21 protein-coding genes are annotated in these 23292 nt (G+C 60.9%); 15 read left to right on the top strand and 6 right to left on the bottom strand.

Features of this window, described 5'->3' with window-relative positions; genetic code table 11:
* Nucleotides 1–260: 260 nt before the first annotated feature.
* On the bottom strand, nucleotides 261–1892 hold the full coding sequence (nadB, locus tag FH061_RS08170; protein WP_151635239.1) for an L-aspartate oxidase: 1632 nt from the start codon (nucleotides 1890–1892) through the stop codon (nucleotides 261–263).
* Between the two features lie 128 nt (nucleotides 1893–2020).
* Here nadB and FH061_RS08165 point away from each other — a divergent pair, with 128 nt between their 5' ends.
* Nucleotides 2021–4468, top strand: a complete 2448-nt coding sequence (locus tag FH061_RS08165; RefSeq protein ID WP_151634834.1) for a penicillin acylase family protein — start codon at nucleotides 2021–2023, stop codon at nucleotides 4466–4468.
* A 193-nt stretch (nucleotides 4469–4661) separates the two neighbouring features.
* Here the strand turns inward: FH061_RS08165 and purT are convergent, their stop codons facing one another.
* Nucleotides 4662–5870, bottom strand: coding sequence for a formate-dependent phosphoribosylglycinamide formyltransferase (purT, locus tag FH061_RS08160; protein ID WP_151634832.1), 1209 nt, complete (start codon nucleotides 5868–5870; stop codon nucleotides 4662–4664).
* 238 nt (nucleotides 5871–6108) lie between these two features.
* On the bottom strand, nucleotides 6109–7773 hold the full coding sequence (locus FH061_RS08155) for an MFS transporter (RefSeq protein ID WP_151634830.1): 1665 nt from the start codon (nucleotides 7771–7773) through the stop codon (nucleotides 6109–6111).
* 338 nt (nucleotides 7774–8111) lie between these two features.
* On the opposite strand from FH061_RS08155, the gene FH061_RS08150 reads away from it, so the two are divergent.
* From FH061_RS08150 to FH061_RS08110, 9 genes are all read left to right on the top strand, one after another.
* The gene (locus FH061_RS08150; protein WP_151634828.1) at nucleotides 8112–9290 is read left to right on the top strand and encodes an acetyl-CoA C-acyltransferase; all 1179 of its coding nucleotides are present in this window, start codon (nucleotides 8112–8114) and stop codon (nucleotides 9288–9290) included.
* Nucleotides 9291–9423: 133 nt separating this feature from the next.
* A complete protein-coding gene (locus FH061_RS08145; protein ID WP_151634826.1) occupies nucleotides 9424–11238 on the top strand; it encodes an acyl-CoA dehydrogenase in 1815 nt (604 codons plus the stop codon).
* 168 nt (nucleotides 11239–11406) lie between these two features.
* Nucleotides 11407–12192, top strand: a complete 786-nt coding sequence (locus tag FH061_RS08140) for an SDR family oxidoreductase (protein ID WP_151634824.1) — start codon at nucleotides 11407–11409, stop codon at nucleotides 12190–12192.
* The gene (locus FH061_RS08135) at nucleotides 12192–12638 is read left to right on the top strand and encodes a PaaI family thioesterase (RefSeq protein WP_151634822.1); all 447 of its coding nucleotides are present in this window, start codon (nucleotides 12192–12194) and stop codon (nucleotides 12636–12638) included. Before FH061_RS08140 ends, FH061_RS08135 begins: the two co-directional genes overlap by 1 nt.
* 58 nt (nucleotides 12639–12696) lie before the next feature.
* A complete protein-coding gene (locus FH061_RS08130) occupies nucleotides 12697–13695 on the top strand; it encodes an NADP-dependent oxidoreductase (RefSeq protein WP_151634820.1) in 999 nt (332 codons plus the stop codon).
* Between the two features lie 201 nt (nucleotides 13696–13896).
* Nucleotides 13897–14826 carry a glutathione S-transferase family protein gene (locus FH061_RS08125; RefSeq protein ID WP_151634818.1) on the top strand — a complete coding sequence of 310 codons (930 nt, stop codon included), beginning with the start codon at nucleotides 13897–13899 and terminating at the stop codon, nucleotides 14824–14826.
* 74 nt (nucleotides 14827–14900) lie between these two features.
* Nucleotides 14901–15806 carry an SDR family oxidoreductase gene (locus FH061_RS08120; protein ID WP_151634816.1) on the top strand — a complete coding sequence of 302 codons (906 nt, stop codon included), beginning with the start codon at nucleotides 14901–14903 and terminating at the stop codon, nucleotides 15804–15806.
* Between the two features lie 47 nt (nucleotides 15807–15853).
* The gene (locus tag FH061_RS08115; protein ID WP_151634814.1) at nucleotides 15854–16750 is read left to right on the top strand and encodes an alpha/beta fold hydrolase; all 897 of its coding nucleotides are present in this window, start codon (nucleotides 15854–15856) and stop codon (nucleotides 16748–16750) included.
* A gap of 24 nt (nucleotides 16751–16774) precedes the next feature.
* Nucleotides 16775–17218, top strand: a complete 444-nt coding sequence (locus FH061_RS08110) for an acyl-CoA thioesterase (RefSeq protein WP_151634812.1) — start codon at nucleotides 16775–16777, stop codon at nucleotides 17216–17218.
* A gap of 81 nt (nucleotides 17219–17299) precedes the next feature.
* On the opposite strand, the gene FH061_RS08105 is transcribed toward FH061_RS08110, so the two are convergent.
* Genes FH061_RS08105 through ygfZ form a run of 3 tightly spaced genes read right to left on the bottom strand, consistent with a single transcriptional unit; the run spans nucleotide 17300 to nucleotide 19366 of the window.
* A complete protein-coding gene (locus FH061_RS08105; protein WP_151634810.1) occupies nucleotides 17300–18025 on the bottom strand; it encodes an NRDE family protein in 726 nt (241 codons plus the stop codon).
* Nucleotides 18016–18309 (bottom strand): DUF4936 family protein, encoded by a 294-nt coding sequence (locus FH061_RS08100; RefSeq protein ID WP_151634809.1) that lies wholly within the window; start codon nucleotides 18307–18309, stop codon nucleotides 18016–18018. Before FH061_RS08100 ends, FH061_RS08105 begins: the two co-directional genes overlap by 10 nt.
* A 22-nt stretch (nucleotides 18310–18331) precedes the next feature.
* Nucleotides 18332–19366, bottom strand: coding sequence for a CAF17-like 4Fe-4S cluster assembly/insertion protein YgfZ (gene ygfZ, locus FH061_RS08095; protein WP_151634807.1), 1035 nt, complete (start codon nucleotides 19364–19366; stop codon nucleotides 18332–18334).
* Between the two features lie 145 nt (nucleotides 19367–19511).
* Here ygfZ and mltG point away from each other — a divergent pair, with 145 nt between their 5' ends.
* From mltG to FH061_RS08070, 5 genes are read left to right on the top strand one after another with little or no spacing between them, the layout of a single operon-like run.
* Nucleotides 19512–20522 (top strand): endolytic transglycosylase MltG, encoded by a 1011-nt coding sequence (gene mltG / locus FH061_RS08090; protein ID WP_192804963.1) that lies wholly within the window; start codon nucleotides 19512–19514, stop codon nucleotides 20520–20522.
* Between the two features lie 31 nt (nucleotides 20523–20553).
* Entirely contained in the window at nucleotides 20554–21162 is a 609-nt protein-coding gene (gene tmk / locus FH061_RS08085) for a dTMP kinase (protein WP_151634805.1), read from the top strand.
* A 28-nt stretch (nucleotides 21163–21190) separates the two neighbouring features.
* Entirely contained in the window at nucleotides 21191–22234 is a 1044-nt protein-coding gene (locus tag FH061_RS08080; protein WP_151634803.1) for a DNA polymerase III subunit delta', read from the top strand.
* Between the two features lie 48 nt (nucleotides 22235–22282).
* Nucleotides 22283–22666 carry a PilZ domain-containing protein gene (locus FH061_RS08075; protein WP_151634801.1) on the top strand — a complete coding sequence of 128 codons (384 nt, stop codon included), beginning with the start codon at nucleotides 22283–22285 and terminating at the stop codon, nucleotides 22664–22666.
* A 27-nt stretch (nucleotides 22667–22693) separates the two neighbouring features.
* Nucleotides 22694–23209: a GNAT family N-acetyltransferase gene (locus FH061_RS08070; RefSeq protein WP_151634799.1), complete on the top strand. Its 516-nt coding sequence runs from the start codon at nucleotides 22694–22696 to the stop codon at nucleotides 23207–23209.
* Nucleotides 23210–23292 lie beyond the last annotated feature (83 nt).

Below are 23292 nucleotides of genomic sequence, written 5' to 3'. Positions count from 1 at the left end.
ATTTCCGATGGGGAAACGGAAATGGAAATGGCCGGTTGAATCAACCGGCCATTTTTGCATCCGTCATCCGCCATCCGTTCCAGGCTGTGCCTGATCTGTATTGCAGCGGTTCGAAGTGGCGTCGAGGAGCGCGCTTACAAACGCGCCCCGCGCACCGGAGAAGTCGATCATCACTGAAGCGTATCCAGAGCACGCAGCGGCGTGGCAGACATAGCCTCAAGCCGGTTCATCCTGACTTGCCAAGTCGAGGCCAAGGCGCTCTAGCGCCGCGAAGGCGCCAGCACCGTGGGCAAGGCCTTGGGCAGGGTTTCCGGATAGTCCTGGCTGAAGTGCAGGCCTCGGCTCTCGCGGCGCGACAAGGCGCTCTCCACGATCATCGAGGCAACATCTACCAGGTTGCGCAGTTCCAGCAGGTCGCGGGTGATGCGGAAGTGCGAGTAATACTCGTAGATTTCCTCGCGCAGCAGGCCGATGCGGTGCTGCGCCCGCTCGAGCCGCTTCGTGGTGCGCACGATGCCGACATAATTCCACATGAAGCGCCGCAACTCATCCCAATTGTGCGCAATCACCACTTCCTCGTCCGCATCGGTCACGCGACTCTCGTCCCATGCCGGCAGGGGCAGGGAGCGCGGCTTCGGCTGCTGTTCGATATGCTGTGCCGCCGCGCGGCCGAGCACCAGGCATTCCAGCAGCGAGTTGCTGGCCAGGCGATTGGCGCCGTGTAGGCCGGTGTAGGCGGTTTCGCCCACCGCGTACAAGCCCGGCAGGTCGGTCCGGCCCATGGCATCGGTGACCACGCCGCCGCAGGTGTAATGTGCCGCCGGCACGACCGGAATCGGTTGTTTGGTGATGTCGATGCCGAATTCCAGGCAGCGGGCATAAATCGTCGGGAAATGCTCTTTCAGGAATTCCGGCGGCTGGTGGCTGATGTCGAGATCGACATGGTCCAGGCCGCGCTTCTTGATTTCGAAGTCGATGGCGCGCGCCACCACGTCACGCGGCGCCAGTTCCGCCCGCTCATCATGCCACTCCATGAAACGCTGTCCGGCGGCGGCACCGGCCGCCGTTGGCAGCTTGAGCAAACCACCTTCGCCGCGCACGGCTTCACTGATCAGGAAGGATTTTGCGTAGGGATGGTACAGGCAGGTCGGATGAAACTGGATGAATTCCATGTTGGCAACGCGGCAACCCGCGCGCCAGGCCATTGCAATGCCGTCGCCGGTGGCGGTGTCGGGATTGGTGGTGTACAGATACACCTTGCCGGCGCCGCCGGTGGCCAGTACCGTGTGATCCGCAGCCAGCGTCATCACCTTGCCGGAATTGACATCCTGCACATACAGGCCGACACAGCGCGGCGTGCCGCCGTCGTCCGAATCCGCAGCCGAAGCCGGGGCGGAACCCTCCAGCTTGTCGGACTTGATCACGTCAATGGCGTAATGGTGTTCGAGTATCGTGATGTTCGGATGCGCGCGCGCTTTCTGTTCCAGGGTCACCTGCACCGCATGGCCGGTGGCGTCGGCGGCATGGATGATGCGCCGCTGGCTGTGGCCGCCTTCCCGGGTCAGGTGATAGCCAAGCTCAGCAGTCGGATCCCGGGTGAACGGAACTCCCTGTTCGATCAGCCATTCGATTGCCGCGCGGCTGTGTTCCACGATATAACGCGTGGCCGTTTCGTCGCACAGGCCGGCTCCGGCCACCAGCGTATCCGCGATATGCTGCTCGTGGCTGTCGCCGGAGTCGAGCACGGCGGCGATGCCGCCTTGTGCCCAGTTGCTTGCGCCGTCAAGGAGTGTGCGCTTGGAAATCACAACAACCTTGCGTGTTTTGGCAAGATGTAGGGCTACGGAGAGTCCGGCGAGACCGCTTCCCACGATGGCAACGTCAAATTTCATAAGATAAGAACGGTTTTGTTGCGGTTTCATGACATGACTCCACATCTTACCATCTGACAATGCGCGGGGTTCGAAGGCTTTGAAAAGCCCGGGCAACTGGCTTTAAACTGGAAGAGGAAATGACCCATATGACAACAACACTGCGGAAAGTTGCCCGCACCGCTGGCGTTCTGATCGCCATCCTGGCGGTCGCTGCGCTCGCAGCCGGCCTCTGGTATCGGTCCGCCAGCCAGCCGGCCATCGACGGCACGATCCGGCTCGGCGGACTGCAGGGTGACGTCGACATCGTGCGCGATGCCGAAGGCGTTCCGCATATCTATGCCAAATCCGAACAGGATACCTATTTCGCGCTCGGCTTCGTGCATGCCCAGGACCGCCTATGGCAGATGGAGATGAATCGGCGCATTGCCGCCGGCCGCATGGCGGAAATCCTAGGACCGAACGCCGTCGATGCCGACCGCTTCCTGCGCACCCTTGGCATTCGCCGCAATGCCGAGCGCATCCTGGCCAACCTGTCCGCTGAAACCCGAGCCGGGCTCGAGGCTTATGCGCGCGGCGTCAATGCCTACCTGGCGACTCGCTCCAGTCCCTTGCCGCCGGAATTCCTGCTCACCCGGGCGGCCGCACCGGAACCCTGGCATCCCGTCGACTCGATCGGCTGGCAAACCATGATGGCATGGGACCTGGGTGCAAACTGGTCGCAGGAAATCCTGCGCATGCGCCTGTCGCAGCGTCTGTCGCTTGATCGTATCAATGAGTTTCTGCCGCCGTATCCGGGCGACCCTGTGCTGCAGACTCGCGACTACACCGTGCTATACGGCGACATGATGACCATTGCCGGCCAGCTCACCAGGATCGCGGCTGCGGCGCCAGCTTCGCTGGTGGAGGGAATGGGTTCGAACAACTGGGCCGTCGGCGGCGCCTTGTCGGAAAGCGGAAAGCCCTTGCTCGCCAATGATCCTCATCTCGGATTGTCCGCTCCGGCATTGTGGTACTTCGCCCATCTTTCCGCGCCGGGATTCGAAGTGGTGGGCGCAACGCTGCCGGGGATACCGAGCGTCGTTTTGGGAAGGAATAGCCGGATCGCCTGGGCATTCACCAATACCGCGTCGGATGTGCAGGACCTGTACCTGGAACGCGTCGATCCCGACAACGCCGCGCGGTACCAGACTCCGGATGGCTGGGCGCCGTTTACAGCCCGGGTGGAAACGATCAAGGTCAAGGGCGCGGCGGACCAGCAGCTGCTGGTCCGCGAGACCCGCCACGGTCCGGTCATCAGCGGCGCCTTGCCGGTCGTCGACCGGACGGCCGTCAATGCGAAGAAGTATGTCGTGTCCTTCGCCTGGACGGCATTGCGCCCGGATGACATGACGCTGCAAGCCGGCATGAAGATCAACCACGCCGGCAACTGGCAGCAGTTTCTCGACGGTGCGGCCGACTTCAATTCTCCGCATCAAAACATGGTCTATGCCGACGTCGACGGCAATATCGGCTTTGTCGCGGCCGGTAGGGTGCCGCTCCGCAAGCCGGAAAACGATCTGAAAGGCCTTGCGCCCGCGCCCGGCTGGGATGCGCGCTACGACTGGGCCGGCTTTCTTCCCTTCCAGGACCTGCCGAAGGAATTCAATCCGCCGTCCGGAAAGATCGTGACCGCCAATCACAAGATCGTCGGGCCTGATTATCCGCATTACCTGACCAGCGAATGGAGCATGCCGTATCGCGCGGACCGGATCCAGTCGCTGCTGGATGCGGCGCCCACACATGGCCTCGACAGCTTTGCGCAGATGCAGAAGGATGATGTCTCCCTGGCTGCGAGGGAAGTCCTTCCCTTGCTCGTCAAGACAGCGCCCAGATCAGAGAAGGCACGCGCGGCACTCGGATTGCTCGGGCAATGGAACGGGGAAATGCGGGTGGACAGCGTCGCCGCACTGATCTACAACGCCTGGATGCGGGAAATATCGAACGAAATCTTCAGGGATGAACTCGGCGAGGCGCTCATGAAGGATTACTTCGAGCACCGAAATGTGCAGCAATCCACGGTGAACGTCCTGTTCGACAAGGACGGGCAGGGCCGCTGGTGCGCCGACGTAAACAAGCCGGCAGACAGCAAGCCGCAGACCTGCGCGGAACTGTTATCGACCGCGCTGGAGGTGGCCCTGGCCGATCTCGATCGGCGCTACGGCGGGGATATGGCCAAATGGCGCTGGGGTGACGCCCATGCCGCCCGTTCGGAGCACCGTCCTTTCACCAAGGTCGATCTGCTGGCGCGCTTCTTCGATATCCGGGTGCCGTCCCCGGGCGATACCCACACCGTCAATGTCGGCAGATACAGCCTGCGCGATGAAAAGGATCCATTCGCCAACCGCCACGCCGCCAGCCTGAGGGCAGTGTATGACCTGTCCAACCTGGAGAACTCGCGCTTCATCCATTCGACCGGCCAGTCCGGCAATGTGCTCTCGCCCCTCTACCGGAACCTGTCGCAGCGCTGGGTGGATGTGCGATACATCCCGCTGAAGACGCAGCGCGCTGAAGTGGAAAAGGGCAGGCTGGGTCTTCTCAAGCTGGTGCCCGGGTAATACCAATCCAAGGTATTCCATGAGGAATGAGATCGCTGGTTTTTCGGCTGGCAAGGCGGAAATGGCGGATCAGGAGTCCATGGCGGGGCTACGAACGTCGGCTGCCACTCGGCCAGGCGGAAAAAGACGCGATCCCAAGCGATGGAAGGGCTTGGAATTGGTACAAGCCTTCCCGTCGCCTTTCGCCTGCCTGTTACGGCAGGACAGGGCGGACCTTGGCAGCGGCTTCCTTGGCAAGGCGCCGCGCCGCGTCCGTATCGGATGCGGTTGCCAGCGCCACGCCCATGCGGCGGCGGGCAAAGGATTCCGGCTTGCCGAACAGGCGGATATCGACGCCGGGTACGGCAAGCGCTTCCGCCACGCCTTCGAAGGCAATGGCCTTCGCCTCATGCTGCCCGTAGATGACAGCTGAAGCTGCCGGAGCCAGAAGAGAAACATCTACCGGCAGGCCAAGGATGGCCTTGGCATGCAGCTCGAACTCGCTTTGGCGCTGGCTTGCCATCGTTACCATGCCGGTGTCGTGCGGGCGCGGGCTGACTTCCGAGAACCAGACCATGTCTCCCTTGACGAACAGTTCGACGCCGAACAATCCCAGGCCGCCGAGATCATCCGTGACCTTCTTCGCAATCTCGCGCGCCTTTGCCATCGCTGCGGCAGGCATGGGATGCGGCTGCCAGGATTCGATGTAGTCGCCTTTTTCCTGCACATGGCCGATCGGTTCGCAGAAATGCGTGACCGTTTCGCCCCTGGCATCGAGTGCGCGTACGGTCAGCTGTGTAATCTCGTAATCGAAATCGATGAAGCCTTCCACGATCACCCGCCCGGCATCGACGCGGCTGCCCGAGGCTGCGTAGCGCCAGGCTTCTTCCACTTCTTCTGCGCTGTCCACTTTCGACTGTCCCTTGCCCGAAGACGACATCACCGGCTTCACCACGCAGGGAAAGCCGACGGCGCCACAGGCGGCTTTCAGTTCATCCAGGCTATCGGCGAAGCGGTAGGGCGAGGTCGGCAATCCGAGGGTTTCGGCCGCCAGCCGGCGGATTCCTTCCCGGTTCATCGTCAGCCAGGCGGCGCGGGCCGTCGGAATGAAGCGTGTGCCGCCTCTTTTTTCGAGTTCCATCAGCGCCGGTGTGGCGATGGCCTCGATTTCAGGCACGACCAGGTGCGGGGCTTCCTGTTCGATGAGGGCGGTCAGCGCTGCAGCGTCCGTCATGTCGATCACATGAGCGCGGTGGGCTACCTGATGGCCGGGTGCGTCGGGATAACGGTCGACGGCAATGACTTCCACGCCCAGGCGCTGCAGTGCAATGATGACTTCCTTGCCGAGTTCGCCGGAGCCGAGAAGCATCACTTTGACTGCGGAAGGGGAAAGCGGGGTGCCGAGGCGGATGGGTTGGTTCATGGTTGTGTCGGGATGAAAAATTAGGAAGAAAAAATCCGCCGCGGCGGACCCGGCTTTCACGAGGTTTCCGGAAGCCTGCAACAGCCAAACCGCGACGATACCAAACTTGCGGAAGCTTGGCAGCGGAAGCATGCGGTCGGCCCACATGATCGGTCCGGCATAAAAGAAAACCGCCTGACGGGCAGGCGGCTGTGCTTGATGCGTCCCGGCATGCAGCGCATGCCGGGAAAGGCGGAAATCAATCCGCGGCGTAGATGTCGTCGTCCTTGGTTTCCTTGACGAACAGCATGCCGATCACGAAGGTGATGAGGGCGATGATGATCGGGTACCACAGGCCGTAGTAGATGTCGCCCTTGTAGGCCACCAGAGCAAACGCGGTGGTCGGCAGCAGACCGCCGAACCAGCCGTTGCCGATGTGGTAAGGCAGGGACATCGAGGTGTAGCGGATGCGGGTCGGGAACATTTCCACCAGCATCGCCGCGATCGGGCCGTACACCATGGTGACGTAGAGCACCAGGATAACCAGCAGCAACAGAACCATGCCCTTGTTCATCTGGGCCGGATCGGCCTTGGTCGGATAGCCTGCAGCCTTGATGGCGTCACCCAGATCTTTCGAGAAGGCCTTGTCCTTGGCTGCGGCGTCGTCCTTGGAGAGGCCGTTCGCATTGTAGGACTGGATGACCTTGTCGCCGATCTTGACCGTTGCCGGTGTGCCTGCCGGAGCAGCTTCGTTGGTGTAGTTCACCGAAGCAGCTGCCAGTTTTGCCTTCACGATATCGCAGGAAGAGGTGAATTTCTTCGTGCCGGTCGGGTTGAACTGGAATTGGCAGTCATTCGGATCGGCAGTCACGACCACCGGTGCGTTCTTGATCGCATTTTCCAGCGCCGGGTTGGCGTAGTGGGTCAGCGCGTTGAAGATCGGGAAGTAGGTCACCGCGGCGATCAGGCAGCCACCGAGGATGATGGGCTTGCGGCCGATCTTGTCGGACAGCGTACCGAAGATGATGAAGAACGGTGTACCGATGACCAGCGAAGCCGCAATCAGCAGGTTGGCCGTGGCGCCGTCAACCTTCAGCGTTTGCGTCAGGAAGAACAGGGCATAGAACTGGCCGGTGTACCAGACGACTGCCTGGCCGGCGGTCAGACCGATCAGCGCCAGGATGACGATCTTCAGGTTCTTCCACTGGCCGAAGGATTCGGACAGCGGTGCCTTGGAAGTCTTGCCTTCGGCTTTCATCTTGGCGAATGCCGGCGACTCATTCATCGACAGACGGATCCAGACAGAGATTGCCAGCAGGAACACGGAGACCAGGAAGGGAACGCGCCAGCCCCAGTCGGCGAACTCTGCTTCGCCGACGGCGGTACGTGTACCCAGGATCACCATCAGCGACAGGAACAGGCCGAGCGTTGCGGTGGTCTGAATCCAGGCGGTGTAAGCGCCGCGACGTCCGTGCGGAGCATGTTCGGCGACATAGGTTGCCGCGCCGCCATATTCGCCGCCGAGCGCCAGGCCCTGCAGGATGCGCAGAGTGATCAGGATGATCGGAGCGGCGATGCCGATCGATGCATAGTTGGGCAGCAAGCCTACGATGAACGTCGAGACGCCCATGAGCAGGATCGTCACCAGGAAGGTGTATTTGCGGCCAATCATGTCGCCGAGGCGACCGAAGACCAATGCGCCGAACGGGCGAACAATGAAGCCCGCGGCAAATGCCAGCAACGCGAAAATGAACGCTGTATTCGGGTCGGTGCCGGCAAAGAACTGCTTCGCGATGATCGCTGCCAGTGAACCATACAAATAAAAGTCATACCACTCGAATACCGTCCCGAGGGAAGATGCGAAAATGACTTTTCGCTCCTCCGCCGTCATGCCGCGTGCAGTCGTAGTCTGTACTGTCGCCATGCTTATCTCCTCAAACTCAAATAATTAATATACATGTGCAAGCAATCCTTCTTGCCCATATTGCACGAGTGGAGTGTGCGACCCTAACCTTACGCGACGCTTGCTTCAAACTTACAGAAACTTACATATGGAGATTTCGCAAGATAAATGTTTGGTGGGTTTGAACCAGGTCCGCAAGGCGGTCGGGTGCGGCTTGTGAAACCCTAAACTTTTACGAACGATCGTGCTAAAACTATGATATTCTCGAATTCAGCAATTTTCATCGCCAGAGACACCTCAATACAACCTAAGCTCGAGCACTGATTCGAACATCCACAATTCAACTCAAGGAGCCTCAAATGACTGACGCCGTCATCGTATCCACAGCCCGCACCGGTTTGGCCAAATCCTGGAAAGGTGCCTTCAATATGACCCACGGCGCTACCATGGGCGGACATGTGCTCAAGGCCGCCATCGAGCGCGCGAAGATCGAGGCAGGAGAAGTCGAAGACGTAATCATGGGCTGCGCGACGCCCGAAGGCGCGACCGGCAGCAACATCGCGCGCCAGATCGCCCTGCGCGCCGGCTGCCCGGTGACGACCGCCGGCATGACCATCAACCGCTTCTGCTCCTCGGGTCTGCAGACCATCGCCACGGCCGCGCAGCGCATCATCGCGGGCGAGGGCGACATCTATGCGGCGGGCGGCGTCGAGTCGATTTCCTGCGTCCAGAACGAAGCCAACTCCCACATGCTGGCCGAAGTCTGGCTCAAGCAGAACAAGCCGGAAATCTACTGGCCGATGCTGCAGACCGCAGAGACGGTCGCCAAGCGCTACAACATCAGCAAGGAACGCCAGGACGAGTACGGCGTGCAGAGCCAGCAGCGCGCCGCCGCCGCCCAGGCCGCCGGCAAGTTCAATGACGAGATCGTGCCGATGACCACCATCATGGGCGTGGCCGACAAGGAAAGCGGCATGCTGCTGACCCGCGAAGTCACGATTTCCTCGGATGAAGGTATCCGTGCCGACACCACGATGGAAGGCGTCTCCAAGATCCGCACCGCCATTCCCGGCGGCGTGATCTCGGCGGGCAATGCCAGCCAGTTCTCCGACGGCGCATCGGTTGCGATCGTCATGAACAGCAAGCTCGCCGAACAGAAAGGCCTGCAGCCGCTCGGCATCTACCGCGGTTTCGCCATCGCCGGCTGCGAGCCGGATGAAATGGGCATCGGCCCGGTATTTGCGATTCCCAAGCTGCTGAAAAAGGCCGGCTTGAAGGTTGAGGACATCGGCCTGTGGGAACTGAACGAAGCGTTCGCGGTGCAGGTGCTTTACTGCCGCGACAAGCTCGGCATTCCGGCCGACCGGCTGAACGTCAACGGCGGTGCGATCGCCGTCGGCCATCCCTACGGCGTATCGGGCGCGCGCCTCACTGGCCATGCGCTGATCGAAGGCAAGCGCCGCGGCGCCAAGTACGTCGTGGTCACCATGTGCATTGGCGGCGGCCAGGGTGCTGCCGGCCTGTTCGAAGTGGTCTAAGCGAAAAAATGTGGGCGCCGCGGCGCCCACATGCGTTTCTGGGCATGGCAATGTCCGCTTTACTGACTTCTGAATTCCTGACAATGGCTTATTGAACGCGTCGCCGTTTCGACGGCGACGCGCGGGGCATATCATGCAATCGAAAATTCTTTCCCGACGCGATATCGACTTCCTGCTGTACGAATGGCTTGACGCCGAAGCACTCACCAGACGAGCCCGCTATGCGGACCATTCCCGCGAAACCTTCACCGCGGCCATGGATACCTGCGAACGCATCGCCACCGACCTGTTCGCGCCGCACAACAAGAAGAGCGACCAGGAAGAACCGCACTTCGACGGCGAAACCGTGCACATCATTCCGGAGGTGAAGTCGGCGCTTAAAGTCTTTTGCGATGCCGGCCTGATGGCAGCCGGCCAGGACTACGACTACGGCGGCATGCAGCTGCCGGTGCTGATCGAGAAGGCGAGTTTCGCATACTTCAAAGCGGCCAATGTCGGCACCTCGTCCTATCCCTTCCTCACCATCGGCAATGCCAACACGCTGCTCAAGTGCGGCACGCCGGAGCAGATCGAGACCTTCGTTAAGCCCATGCTCGAAGGCCGTTTCTTCGGCACCATGTGCCTGTCGGAGCCGCAGGCGGGCTCATCGCTGTCCGATATCGTCACCCGCGCCGAACCGCAGGAAGACGGCACCTACCGCCTCAGAGGCAACAAGATGTGGATTTCCGCCGGCGAGCATGAGCTGTCGGAAAACATCGTTCATCTCGTGCTGGCCAAGGTGCCGGATGAAAACGGCAAGCTGATTCCGGGCGTGAAGGGCATTTCGCTCTTCATCGTGCCGAAGAAGCTGGTCAATCCCGACGGCTCCATCGGCGAACGCAATGACGTGGTACTGGCGGGACTCAATCACAAGATGGGATACCGGGGCACGACCAACTGCCTGCTCAACTTCGGCGAAGGCAAGTTCAAGCCGGGCGGCAAGGCGGGGGCGATCGGTTACCTGGTTGGCGAAAAGCACAAAGGCTTGGCCAACATGTTCCACATGATGAACGAAGCCCGTATCGGCGTCGGTCTCGGCGCAGTGGTTCTCGGCTACACCGGCTATCTGCATGCGCTCGAATATGCGCGCGAGCGGCCGCAGGGGCGCCACCCGATGGCCAAGGATCCGGCCCAGCCGCAGATTCCCATCGTGCAGCACACCGATGTCAAGCGCATGCTGCTGGCGCAGAAGGCCTATGTCGAAGGCGGCCTTGCGCTCAACCTCTATTGCGCCCGCCTGGTGGACGAGGAAAAGACGGCGGAGTCGGATGACGCGAAGCGCCATGCAAACCTGCTGCTCGACATCCTGACCCCGATCGCCAAGTCCTGGCCGTCGCAGTGGTGCCTCGAAGCCAACAACCTGGCCATCCAGGTACATGGCGGCTACGGTTATACCCGCGAGTACAACGTCGAGCAGTTCTATCGCGACAACCGGCTCAATCCCATCCACGAAGGCACGCACGGCATCCAGGGCTTGGACCTGCTCGGCCGCAAGGTATCGATGCAGAACGGCGCCGCCTTCAAGGCGTTCGGCGACGAGGTGCAGAAGACCATCGCAAAGGCATTGGAAGTGCCGGAGCTTGCCGGCTATGCCAGCGCGCTCGCCGCCGTGCTGCAGCGGATCGCCAAGGTGACCCAAGCCCTGTATGCCGCCGGCGACATGAACAAGACCCTCGCCAATGCCTCCGTCTACCTGGAGGCTTTCGGGCATGCGGTCGTGGCATGGATGTGGCTGCAGCAGGCGATGGTCGCTACCGGAAAGTCCGGCCATGACGCGGACTTCTACCGTGGCAAACTTCAGGCCTGCGCCTATTTCTTCAAATGGGAATTGCCCAAGGTCCAGCCGCAGCTTGACCTGCTGGAAAGCATCGACACCACCACGCTCGACATGCAGGACGCCTGGTTCTGACGGCGGCTGCAAGTGCGGGATAATGAAGAACTTTGAATCCGGCCCGAAAATAGGTTGGGCCGGATTCCTGCACCCCGGCCCTGTCTTAGAGGTAGAAGCAAAGATCAGCGACCCGAAAAATGAATCCATTTCCGGGCCGAATCAATAGAACCGATGAAGGAGACCCCTATGCGTACCATTCAACAACTCTTCGATCTCAATGGCAAGACCGCTCTCGTCACCGGCGGCTCGCGTGGACTGGGACTGCAGATCGCCGAAGCGCTGGGCGAGCAGGGCGCGAAGATCGTGCTGTCTTCGCGCAAGCAATCCGATCTTGACGAAGCCGTCGCCCACCTGAAGCAGCGCGGCATCGAAGCCAGCGCGATTGCCGCCGACCTGTCGCAGGAAGCCAATGTCGCGCCGCTGGTTGCGGAGGCCCTCAAGCGCCTCGGCCATATCGACATTCTGGTCAACAATGCCGGCGCCACCTGGGGAGCGCCGGCGGAAGATCATCCGGTCGAGGCCTGGGACAAGGTCATGAACCTGAACATCCGCAGCATCTTCCTGCTGTCGCAGGCGGTCGGCAAGCAGTCCATGATCCCGCGCAAGTACGGCCGCATCATCAACGTGGCTTCGATCGCCGGCCTGTCGGGCAACGGCCCGGAATCGATGCAGACCATTTCCTACAACACCTCCAAGGGGGCGGTCGTCAACTTTACCCGCACGCTTGCCGGCGAATGGGGCAAGCACGGCATCACCGTCAATGCGTTGGCGCCGGGTTTCTTCCCCTCCAAGATGACCAAGGGCCTGCTGGAAAACCTGGGCGTGGACAACCTGACCCGGCGCGCTCCGCTGCAGCGCATCGGCGATGACGAGGACTTGAAAGGCGCCGCGCTGCTGTTTGCTTCCGACGCGGGCAAGCACATCACCGGCCAGATCCTGGCGGTCGACGGCGGCGTATCGGCGGTTCACTGATGAGCCGACTCAATACCGAAGCAAAGCCTCGGCCTTTTCCGGCCGAGATTCCCTTCCTGAACGACATGGGAGTGGAATTCCTCGGCATGGGAAACGGCGAGGCGCAGGTCGCGCTTGAACTGCAGGAACGTCACATGAACAGCTGGCAGGTGACCCACGGCGGCGTCGTGATGACGCTGCTCGACGTGGTGATGTCGATGGCTGGCCGCTCGCTCGATCCGAACGCGCGCGGCGGCGTGACTGTCGAAATGAAGACCAGTTTCTTCCAGCCCGGCGGCAAGCCCGGCACCCGCATCATCGCCAAAGGTATCGCGACCCATCGCTCGACGAGCATATGCTTCTGCGAAGGCGAGCTATGGAACGGCGACAATCTGGTGGCCAAGGCTTCGGGGACGTTCAAGTACCTCAAGCGCCTCGATGTGGCCGGCAAGATCAGTCACGAATAACACCGCCGGCTGCAAGGCGGCCGGCAATTCAGCGATTTCAAGGAATGCAAGGAAAACCATGACAACTTACAAACGCCTGGTCCTGGCTTCACGTCCGAAGGGTGTGGTCTCGCCGGACAATTTCCGTCTCGAAGAAGTGCAGGCGCCTGCCCTGAAAGATGGCGAGGTGCTGATCCGCAATCATTACCTGTCGCTCGACCCCTACATGCGCATGCGCATGGAAGACGTGAAAAGCTATGCCGCGCCGCAGGCTTTGGGGGAAACCATGATCGGCGGTACCGTCGGCGAGGTGGTGGAGTCCAGGAATCCGAAATACGCAGTCGGCGACAAGGTGCAGGGCATGCTGGGCTGGTCGGAGATGGGCGTTTCGGATGGCATCATGCTGCGCAAGCTCGATACGACGCAGGTGCCGCTGTCCGCCTATCTCGGCTCGGTCGGCATGCCCGGCATGACCGCATGGTACGGACTGACGCAGATCATGCAGCCGAAGGAAGGGGAGACCATCGTTGTCTCCGCCGCCAGCGGCGCGGTCGGCAGCGTGGTCGGCCAGCTGGCGAAGCTGCGCGGCTGCCGGGCGGTCGGCATCGCGGGCGGCAAGGAAAAATGCGATTACGTGGTCAATGAGTTGGGGTTCGATGCCTGCATCGATTACAAGGCCGGCAACCTCGCCGAGGACCTTGCGCGCGCCGTGCCGAACGGCATCGATGCCGTTTTCGAGAATGTGGGCGGCAAGATTTTCGATGAATGCATCGCCCGCATGAATCCCTTCGGACGCATCGCGTTGTGCGGCCTTATCGCGGGTTATGACGGCGAACCGATGGCGCTCAACAATGTGCGCAACTTCCTGACGATGCGCCTGACGATGCGCGGTTTCATCGTTTCCGAGCACATGGACCTCTGGCCGCAGGGTCTCAAGGAACTCAGCACGCTGGTCGCCACCGGCAAGCTCAAGTTCCGGGAGTCGGTTGCGCAGGGGCTGGAGGCGGCACCGGAAGCGTTTATCGGCATGCTGAAGGGCAAGAACTTCGGCAAGCAGCTGGTCAAGCTGGTTGATTGATTCGGCCCGAAAAATGGTTCATTTTTCGGGTCGCTGATCTCACCCTCTACCTCTGGGAGAGGGCCGGGGTGAGGGGATTCGGCCCAACATGTTTTCGGGCCGGATCTATGAGCCGTGCAGCGGAGCGCGCCATAAGCGCGCCCGTGCGGCACCACCTGCCATGCAGGCGTGGTGCCGCGACAAAATCAAAGAGGAGACAGCATGCCCGACATCATCCTGCATCATTACCCGATCTCGCCGTTTTCCGAAAAAGTCCGTCTCATCCTCGGCTACAAGAAGCTGGCATGGAAGTCCGTCGTCATCCCGACCATCATGCCCAAGCCCGATGTCATTGCCCTGACCGGCGGTTACCGCAGAACCCCGTTCATGCAGATCGGCGCGGATATCTATTGCGACAGCGCGCTCATCGCCGACGTGCTGGAACGCATGTCTCCGCAGCCAACGCTGTATCCCGCCGAGAACGAGGGAGTGGCACGCATGCTGTCGCAATGGGCGGACGCCACGCTGTTCTGGACAGTGATCGCCTATGTATTCCAGCCGTCCGCCGTGCCCTACTTGCTGGGCAATGTCACGCCCGAACAGATGAAGGCATTTTCCGTCGACCGCGCGGCGATGCGCGGTAACGCGCCTCGCATGTCGCTCGCCGAAGCAAGCGGCGCGCTGGCGGAATATTTGCGGCGCATGGAAAACATGCTTGCCGGCGGCAAACCCTATCTGCTCGGTCAGCAGCCAAGCATCGCGGACTTCTCGGTGTACCACTGCCTGTGGTTCGTGCAGAAGGCCGAGCCGGTCGCCCATATCCTCGACACGGCTCCCGCGCTGAAGGAGTGGCTGGCGCGCATGGCGGAGTTCGGCCATCATCAGTCCGAAAGGCTGGCTTCGGAAGAGGCGGTCGCGATTGCTCGCGCCAGCACGCCGGCGGCAGGCGATGACATGCCGTTCTTCAATACCCACGATGTTTCGCTCGGACAGCGCGTGACCATCACGCCCACCGACTACGCGCTCGATCCGGTCGAGGGCGAGCTGGTGCTGTCCACGGCAACGCAGTTTGCAGTCCGCCGCGAGGATCCTCGCGCCGGCGTGGTACATGTCCATTTTCCACGCATCGGCTTCCATCTCAAGAAAGTCTGAGCAGCGCCGATACGGCGACAGACGCAACGACTATTTGATCAATTCCATCTCAATACCGAGAGGCAGGAGAACACATGAATGACTTCAAGGGCAAGGTGGCCGTCATCACCGGCGGCGCAAGCGGTTTCGGCAAGGAGTTTGCACAGATCGGCGCACGACTTGGCATGAGACTGGTGCTGGCCGACGTGCAGCAGGATGCGCTGGATGCAACCCGATCCGAACTCGAAGCCGGCGGCACCGAAGTGCTGGCCATGCGCTGCGATGTGCGCAAGGCCGAACAGGTGCAGGCGCTGGCCGACGCAACGATGGAGCGCTTCGGCAGCGTGCATCTGGTGTTCAACAACGCCGGCGTCGGCTCCGGCGGCCTGGTGTGGGAAAACTCCATCGCCGACTGGGAGTGGGTGCTCGGCGTCAATCTGTGGGGCGTGGTGCACGGCGTGCGCACCTTCACGCCGCTGATGCTGGAATGCGCAAAGAAGGAGCCCGGCTACCAGGGCCATATCGTCAACACGGCATCGATGGCCGGCCTGCTCAATGCGCCGAACATGGGCATCTACAATGTTTCCAAGCATGCGGTCGTGTCCCTGTCCGAGACGCTGTATCACGACCTGCAGCTGATCGGCGCACCGATCGGCGCCTCCGTCCTGTGCCCGTATTTCGTCCCGACCGGCATCAGCCAGTCGCAGCGCAACCGGCCGGACGATGTCAAGGAAGAAGGCGGCCCGACGCTGAGCCAGGTCGTTGCGCAGGCGGTTTCCGACAAGGCGGTGTCCTCCGGCAAAGTCACGGCCGCTGAGGTGGCGGAAAGAACCTTCAACGCCATACGCGACGGCCAGTTCTATATCTATTCCCATCCGCAGGCGCTCGGCAACGTCCAGACCCGGATGGAAGACATCGTCACCCAGCGCAACCCGAGCGATCCGTTTGCCGCCGCTCCCCAGATACGCGAGATGCTGCAGGCGAAGCTGAGGCAGCAATAATCCGTTTCAATAGCGCCATCACCAACGCAGGCAAAGGATGAGATCGCATGACAGCTGCAATCAAGACCGACCAGTTCGCGGAGCTTTCCAACGGCATGCGCCTGCATTACGCAAGCGCCGGCGAACGCGGAAAGCCGCTTCTGCTATTCGTGCACGGCTTTCCCGAGTTCTGGTATGAATGGGAGGCTCAGCTGAAGGAATTCGGCAGTGATCATTTTGCCGTGGCGCCCGACCTGCGCGGCTTCAATCTTTCATCGATGCCGGGCGAGCTGTCGGCCTACAAGGCCAAGCATATCGTCGAAGATCTGAGATTGCTGGCGGCCGAGCTTGGCTACGACAAGTTCGTGATGGTTGCGCATGACTGGGGCGGGGCGATCGCCTGGAATTTCGCGATTGCCTTGCCGCAGCTGCTGCACAAGCTGATCATCGTGAATTCGCCGCATCCCTACCTGTTCATGCAGGCATTGGCCAACGACCCGGCGCAGCGCAAGGCCAGCGATTACATGAACTGGCTGCGTGCCGAAGGCTCCGAAACCGCGCTTGCAAAGGACGGGTTCAAGCTGCTGGAAAACCTGCTGAACGGCATGGGGCAGTCTCCCACGCCGTGGTTCACCGATGAGGTTCGTGCGAAATACCATGACTGCTGGTCGCGCGGTCTGACCGGCGGCGTGAATTACTACCGGGCGTCGCCGCTGCATCCGCCGACGGACGATCATCCCGGGCCGCTCAAGCTGGAACTGAATCCGGAAGACTTCCGCATCAAGGTACCTACGCGGGTAATCTGGGGCGAACAGGATATCGCCTTGCCGAAGTCGCTGGTGGACGGCCTCGATGGCGTGGTCGATGACTTGAAGATCGAGCGTATACCGGAGGGCTCGCACTGGGTGATCCACGAGCAGCCGCAACGCATCAATCGCCTGATCCGCGGCTTTCTGACTGATTGATTCAAATACCGATTCAAATACACTATGGCACGCCAAGACTTTTCCTTTTTCCATTCCCTGCGCGTCCGCTGGGCCGAGGTTGACATGCAGGGCATCGTGTTCAACGGCCATTACCTGACCTATTTCGATGTCGCCTTCACGGAGTATTGGCGGGAGACCGGCCTGCCGACCGTCATGCAGCAGGCGGAGGAGGGGCGCGAGATGTTTGCGCGCAAGGCGACTGTGGAGTACCAGGCGCCGGCGCGTTTCGACGACGTGCTCGACATCGGCGTGCGCTGCGCAGCCTTTGGCCGCACATCCGCGCGCTTCATCGTGGAAATTCATCTCGGCGACCAGCACCTGATTTCAGGCGAGCTGGTCTATGTCTATGCGGATACCAAGCTGCGCAAGGGCGTGGCGTGGCCGCAAGCGTGGAAGGACACCATTCAGCGCATGGAGAAGCTGCAGCCGGAAATCGCGGCGTCCTGAATGATGCCTGTCCCAGGCCAGGAGATGGCCTGGGATTGAAGTCGGCTCGCGGAAAGTGAAGCGTTTCGGAAAGTGAAGTGGTTATTGCACGTGGCGCTCATCGAGCGCCGCGCTGCCGTCGGCGAACAGGCGGACCACCGTCGAGGTGCGGGTGCCGTATTCCGGTGACTGGATGCAGACCGCGGACAGCACGCGTTCCCATTCCAGGCTCACGCCGGTTTTCGGCAGTCGGCAGTCCGGCGCCCGGGTTGTGTCGGTCAGCATCTCGAAATAGGCGTCTTCCGGAGCGCCCTGGCATATCAGGCTCGAGAATTGCGCCTTGGTTCTCACCACTTTCGGCCAGGGCGCATCAAGCGAGCCGTTGGACAGGCCGTAGATACCTGGCGCGAGGGGCTTGCCATTGCGCTCGTCCTGCACCGCGGCATTCGAGTACCAGACGAGTTCGTTTCCGTCGCCGACCAGGAGATTGAATCCGTTATATTCGCCCGCATCCGCCGTCAGTCCGGCGATGTATTCTCCGGGCGCCGATGCGCCGGCAAGGAAATCCGCCACCAGCTTTCCGCGCGAAGGCGCGCCGCTGCGCTTGACCGATGGATCGCGCACATTGGTGATGGCGGCAAACCGCCCGTTGCGCGAAATACCCATCCAGGTTCCGCCATCCTGCAAATCCCTGCCGGCAAAGATGTGCGGATGGTCGGTCCACCATGTGGCCGTGGCCGTAGGCCGGCTAAAGAATTCATCACGGTTACCCGCTGCCACCAGCGGAACGCCGGGTATCACCTGCCAGGCAAAAACGATCAGGCACATGTAGATATGTCCACAAAATGTTCGGTATGGCGCGCACCATCGATCAAGCTCGACAGTCCTTGATCCGACAATGCTTGTTCAAGCCTGGCCTCGAATCCGGTGGGTACCGACAGGTAGATCTCCATCCATGTCTGCCTGCCGTCGCGGGTTTCAGGGCGGCGCTTGAGTCCGGTGACGATACCACATTCTTGCTTTAGCGATTGCTGCAGTGCCATGACGCGAGGAAGCAGCGCCGCCGCATCTTCGTCGCGTACGCGGTAGTAGATGAAGAGGTCGGTCGACATTGCCGCCGCTGCTCGGCCCGGCTCAGGCAGGCAATGCATAGGGCAGGCTGGAGAAGCTCAGGGCCGGGCCTTGCGCCGAGCCCAGATGCACCGAGCCTTCCTCCGCCGCGGCGATCTTGATCTCCACCAGCATGTCGCTTGCGCCGTGAAGATTGGGCGCCGCGTTCACTACCATGCCGCAGGGCTGGTCCGGGTCGGCGCTCGAGTATACCTCCATGCCTGCCTTGACCTCGGCAGCCACGGAAGCGAGCAGCATGCGCCGCTTGAGCTTGCCGAGATACTGGCTGCGCGCGACGATTTCCTGTCCGGGATAGCAGCCCTTCTTGAAGTTGACGCCGCCGATCAGTTCGAAGTTGATCATCTGCGGCACGAACTGCTCCTGGGTCGGCTGGGTGATCTGCGGAATGCCGGCATGAATGTCAGCGAGACGCCAGACGTCCGTTCCGACCGGGGTTGATTTCACGGCGATGTCCGGCCACAGGGCGGATGCCGACGCGACCGGCATGATCCATTGGTACCGCGGGTTGCCGAAGGCATCCGGAAGCCGGATCAGGCTGCCATTGTCCGAATCGATCTTGGCGAAAGGCTGTGCAGGCAGGACTGGAAACCAGGAAGCAAGCAGCTCGCCGCAACCGGTGCCGCCGATGCCGAGCAATGCCTGCTGGTCTGCGGCATCCGCCAGTTTTGCCTTGGCGCGCAGCACGAACATCTGCAAGCGTTTCTGTACCGGTGCCTGTATCTGCCGCGAGAGCTGCAGGAAGATGTCCTGGCCGCTCTTCCACATCAGGAAGGATGCCAGCAGGCGCCCCTTCGGCGAGCAATACCCGGCCAGGCGCGCTTCGGTCGGCGGCAAATGCTCGACATCATTGGTGATCTGGTTATGCAGGAAGCTTGCGGCATCGTCGCCGTTCAGTAAGATCAATCCCTGATCGGTCAGCGGTGCGACATAGATGCGCGGCAACTCGGCAAGCGCCGATGTGCGATCGAACTGGATCGACGAATCATGTTCATCAATGCGTGCGCCGTTCGCAGCGAGGAATTGCAACCAAGTATTCATAGATCGAGTCTTAGTGATTGATTAAATAACCATTATCATTTCTGCTTGATTATAGTGATGTCTCGAAAATCCTGTTCGAAGGCTGCTCCGCCGCCTGTGTTTTATACTCCGGCGGTACGGCGCCGCAGTTGGCGGGCTCGGGGCGATGCCGACATTGGATGAAAGTACGGTTTTGATTAAAAAATTTCTCTTGTTTATCGTTCTGCTGGCAGCGCTCGCCGCAGGCGTCGTTTCCTTCATTGCCTACCAGCCGATCGTCGGGACCGGGGCGCAGCCGCTTGAATTCACCATCAAGCCGGGAAGCAGCGTGCGCAGCACCGCGGAGCAGATTTCCAACGCGGGAGTCCCGGTCAATCCCCTTGTGTTTGAATTGCTGGCGCGTGCGACAGGCAAGGCGCCCCGGCTGAAGGCCGGACACTATGAAATCAAGCCGGGGACAACGCCGCTTGCGTTGATCGACCAGCTGGTGCGCGGCGAATTTGCCCAGGAGGCCCTGGCGATCATTGAAGGGTGGTCGTTCAGGCAGATGCGCGCGGCGGTCGCCGCGCATCCTGCGCTCAAGCACGACACGGCATCGCTGTCGGACAAGGAACTGCTGGCCAGGATCACGACGGATCATTCCGCTCCCGAAGGCCTGTTTTTTCCTGACACCTACCGCTTCGCCAAGGGATCGAGCGACTTGCAGATCTACAGGCAGGCTTATGCCTTGCTGCAGAAGCGCCTGAACGATGCCTGGGCCCGGCGCGACCCTGCGGTCCCCTACAAGTCGCCCTATGAGGCGCTGATCATGGCGTCGATCATTGAAAAGGAAACCGGCCAGCGCTCCGAGCGCAACATGATTGCGGCAGTCTTCGTCAACCGCCTCAGGCGCGGCATGCTTCTGCAGACCGATCCGACGGTCATCTATGGCATGGGTGACAAGTTTCAGGGCAACATCCGGAAACGCGACCTGGAAACCGACACGCCCTACAACACCTATACCAGGGCAGGTCTGCCGCCGACGCCCATTGCGCTGCCTGGGAGCGAATCGATCGAGGCGGCGCTGAATCCCGCGAAGTCGGATGTGCTGTATTTCGTCGCGCGGGGAAACGGCACCAGCGAATTTTCCAACAATCTTGCCGACCACAACCGCGCCGTCAACAAATACCAGCGATAATGCCGAGTAGACACATTTGATTCACCGCACCATGACACTTGGCAAACTGATTACTTTCGAGGGCATCGACGGCGCCGGCAAGTCGACCCATCTCGCTTTTTTCGCCGACCTGCTCAAGGAACGCGGACAGCGGGTGATCATGACTCGCGAGCCCGGCGGTACGCCGCTCGGCGAAAAGCTGCGCGAGTTGCTGCTGCACGAAAGGATGCACCTCGAAACCGAAGCGCTGCTCATGTTTGCGGCCCGTCGCGAACACTTGGCGCAGGTCATCGAACCGGCGCTTGAGCGCGGCGACTGGGTGATTTCCGACAGATTCACCGATGCCAGCTTCGCCTACCAGGGCGGCGGCCGCAAGCTCGCGCTGGAAAAGCTCGTCTCCCTGGAGCAGTGGGTGCATCCACATCTCCAACCCGATCTGACCTTGCTGTTCGACGTGCCGCTGAATGTCGCGCGCGCGCGTCTCGATGCCACCCGCGAACTCGACAAGTTTGAACAGGAAAAGGCCGAGTTTTTCAATGCAACTCGCGAAGCTTATCTGCACCGGGCAAGCCAGTTTCCGCAACGCTTCAGGGTGGTCGATTCCACGCGCCCGATAGACGTCATCCGGCAGGAATTGCGGGAAATCGCGGCGAAGCTGTAATCGCAGGAAGCAAAAAGGGCAGCCGCATATGACTTCACCACTTTTTCCTTGGCAGGACGACGCCTGGGCACAATTGCAACAACTGAGCGAGCGCATGCCGCATGCCATTCTCTTTCACGGTGCCGAAGGCATCGGAAAGACCTTGTTCGCGGAGCGTTTTGCACAATCCCTTTTATGCCAGTCGCCGGCATCCGGCGGCCATCCTTGCGGCCAATGCGACTCCTGCGGCTGGTTTTCCCAGTACAGCCATCCCGATTACCGCCGCGTCCGACCGGAACTGCTGGATGAAAGCGAGGCGGCTGAAGGGGAGGAGGCCGACGCCGCCGAGCCCAAGAAGGCCAAGAGCGCAAAGGCGCCTTCAAAGGAGATCAAGATCGACCAGATCCGCGCACTGGCCGATTTCATGAACATCTCCACGCATCGCCAGGGCATGCGTGTCATTCTTCTGTATCCGGCGGAAGCCTTGAACACGGCAGCCGCCAACGCGCTCCTGAAAACGCTGGAGGAACCGCCGCCGTCGACAATGTTCCTGCTGGTCTCCAACAGCATCGATCGCCTGCTGCCGACCATTCTCTCCCGTTGCCGGAAATTCGCTCTGGCCATGCCGGCTCCGCAGCAGGCACTGGCATGGCTGCGCGACAAGGGGGTGGATGATGCCGATGTCTGGCTGGCCGAACAGGGCGGTGCGCCGCTTGCCGCACAGGCGCTTGCACAAAGCGACGTGCGCGAGGTGATGGACGAATTCCTTCGTACGCTCGCCCATCCTGGCGTGGAGACCGCGCTGAAAACCGCGGACCGGATGCAGAAGATTCCGCTCAACGACCTTGTGTCCTGGACGCAGCGCTGGCTTTACGACATGTTTTCATTAAAACTTGCGGAAAGAATCCGGTATTATCCTCGTTACCAGAAGGAAATCGGTGCATTGGCCCAGCGCGTCGAAATGAGCGATCTTCTGGGTGTGCTGAAATCGATAAAGGATAGGCGCGCCGTTGCGGGCCATCCGCTTTCGGCAAAACTGTTCATTGAAGACATGCTGCTCGATTATGCATCGCTATTTGACACCGCTCGATGATGTTCGCTGAATCCCTGATACTCCATTCATTCCGGATGAAGGACCGCCATGGCTGATATTCCTGCGACTGCGCAAGCGACCGCTGCGGCGGTTGCGCGCCCATCGGTGCTTTCCTTGCCAATCAAGGAGAAGGCCGCACTCTATGCCGCCTACATGCCGTTTTTGAATAACGGCGGCATTTTTGTTCCGACCTCCAAGCCGTATCGCATCGGCGATGAGATCTATCTGATTCTCACACTGATGGACGATCCGACCAAGTATCCCATTGCGGGCAAGGTGGCATGGATAACCCCCGCCGGCGCGGCCAACAACAAGGCCCAGGGTATTGGAGTGCATTTCTCTGCCGACGAGAGCGGGCAGCGCGTCAAGGCCCGCATCGAGGAATTGCTCGGCGCGGCACTGCGTTCTTCCCGGGCCACGCATACCTTATAACAAATTCAACAACTTTCATTCCGTTTCATGTCCCGACCGTCCCATACTCCCTATACCCATCGCCTCGCCCGTTTCGACGATCTTCCCGCCATCGTGGATATCTACAACAGCACGGTGCCGTCTCGGGAAGTCACTGCAGATACCGAACCGGTCAGCGTGGAATCGCGGCATCAATGGTTTGCCGAGCATACGCCGGAACGCCGTCCGCTGTGGGTGGTCGAGCAGGAAGGCGCGATTCTCGGCTGGATGTCGTATTCGAATTTTTACGGCCGCCCGGCTTATTCAGGCACGGCCGAACTGTCGATTTACATCCATGAAGATGCGCGCGGCAAGGGCTTGGGGCGGTATTTCCTGGAACAGGCAATCGCGCATGCGCCATCCATCGGCGTGCATACTCTTCTGGGCTTTATCTTCGGCCATAATCTTCCGAGCCTGAAACTGTTCGAAGCATTCGGCTTCGAGCGCTGGGCCGACATGCCGCGCGTGGCGACACTCGATGGCATCGAGCGTGACCTGATCATCATGGGCAAGCGCATTGCCTGACTGTTGCGCCCAGTAAATTCGGGCAGGCAAACGGGTGCATCGCACTGTTGCGGTTTTTCACATGCAGCGTTCCCGCAAAAGGA

Origin of the sequence: Noviherbaspirillum aerium (assembly GCF_008929045.1) — a bacterium.
GTDB lineage: Bacteria > Pseudomonadota > Gammaproteobacteria > Burkholderiales > Burkholderiaceae_D > Noviherbaspirillum > Noviherbaspirillum aerium.
The sequence above is the reverse complement of the archived record's forward strand: the minus strand, read 5'-3'. Positions and strand labels throughout refer to the sequence as shown.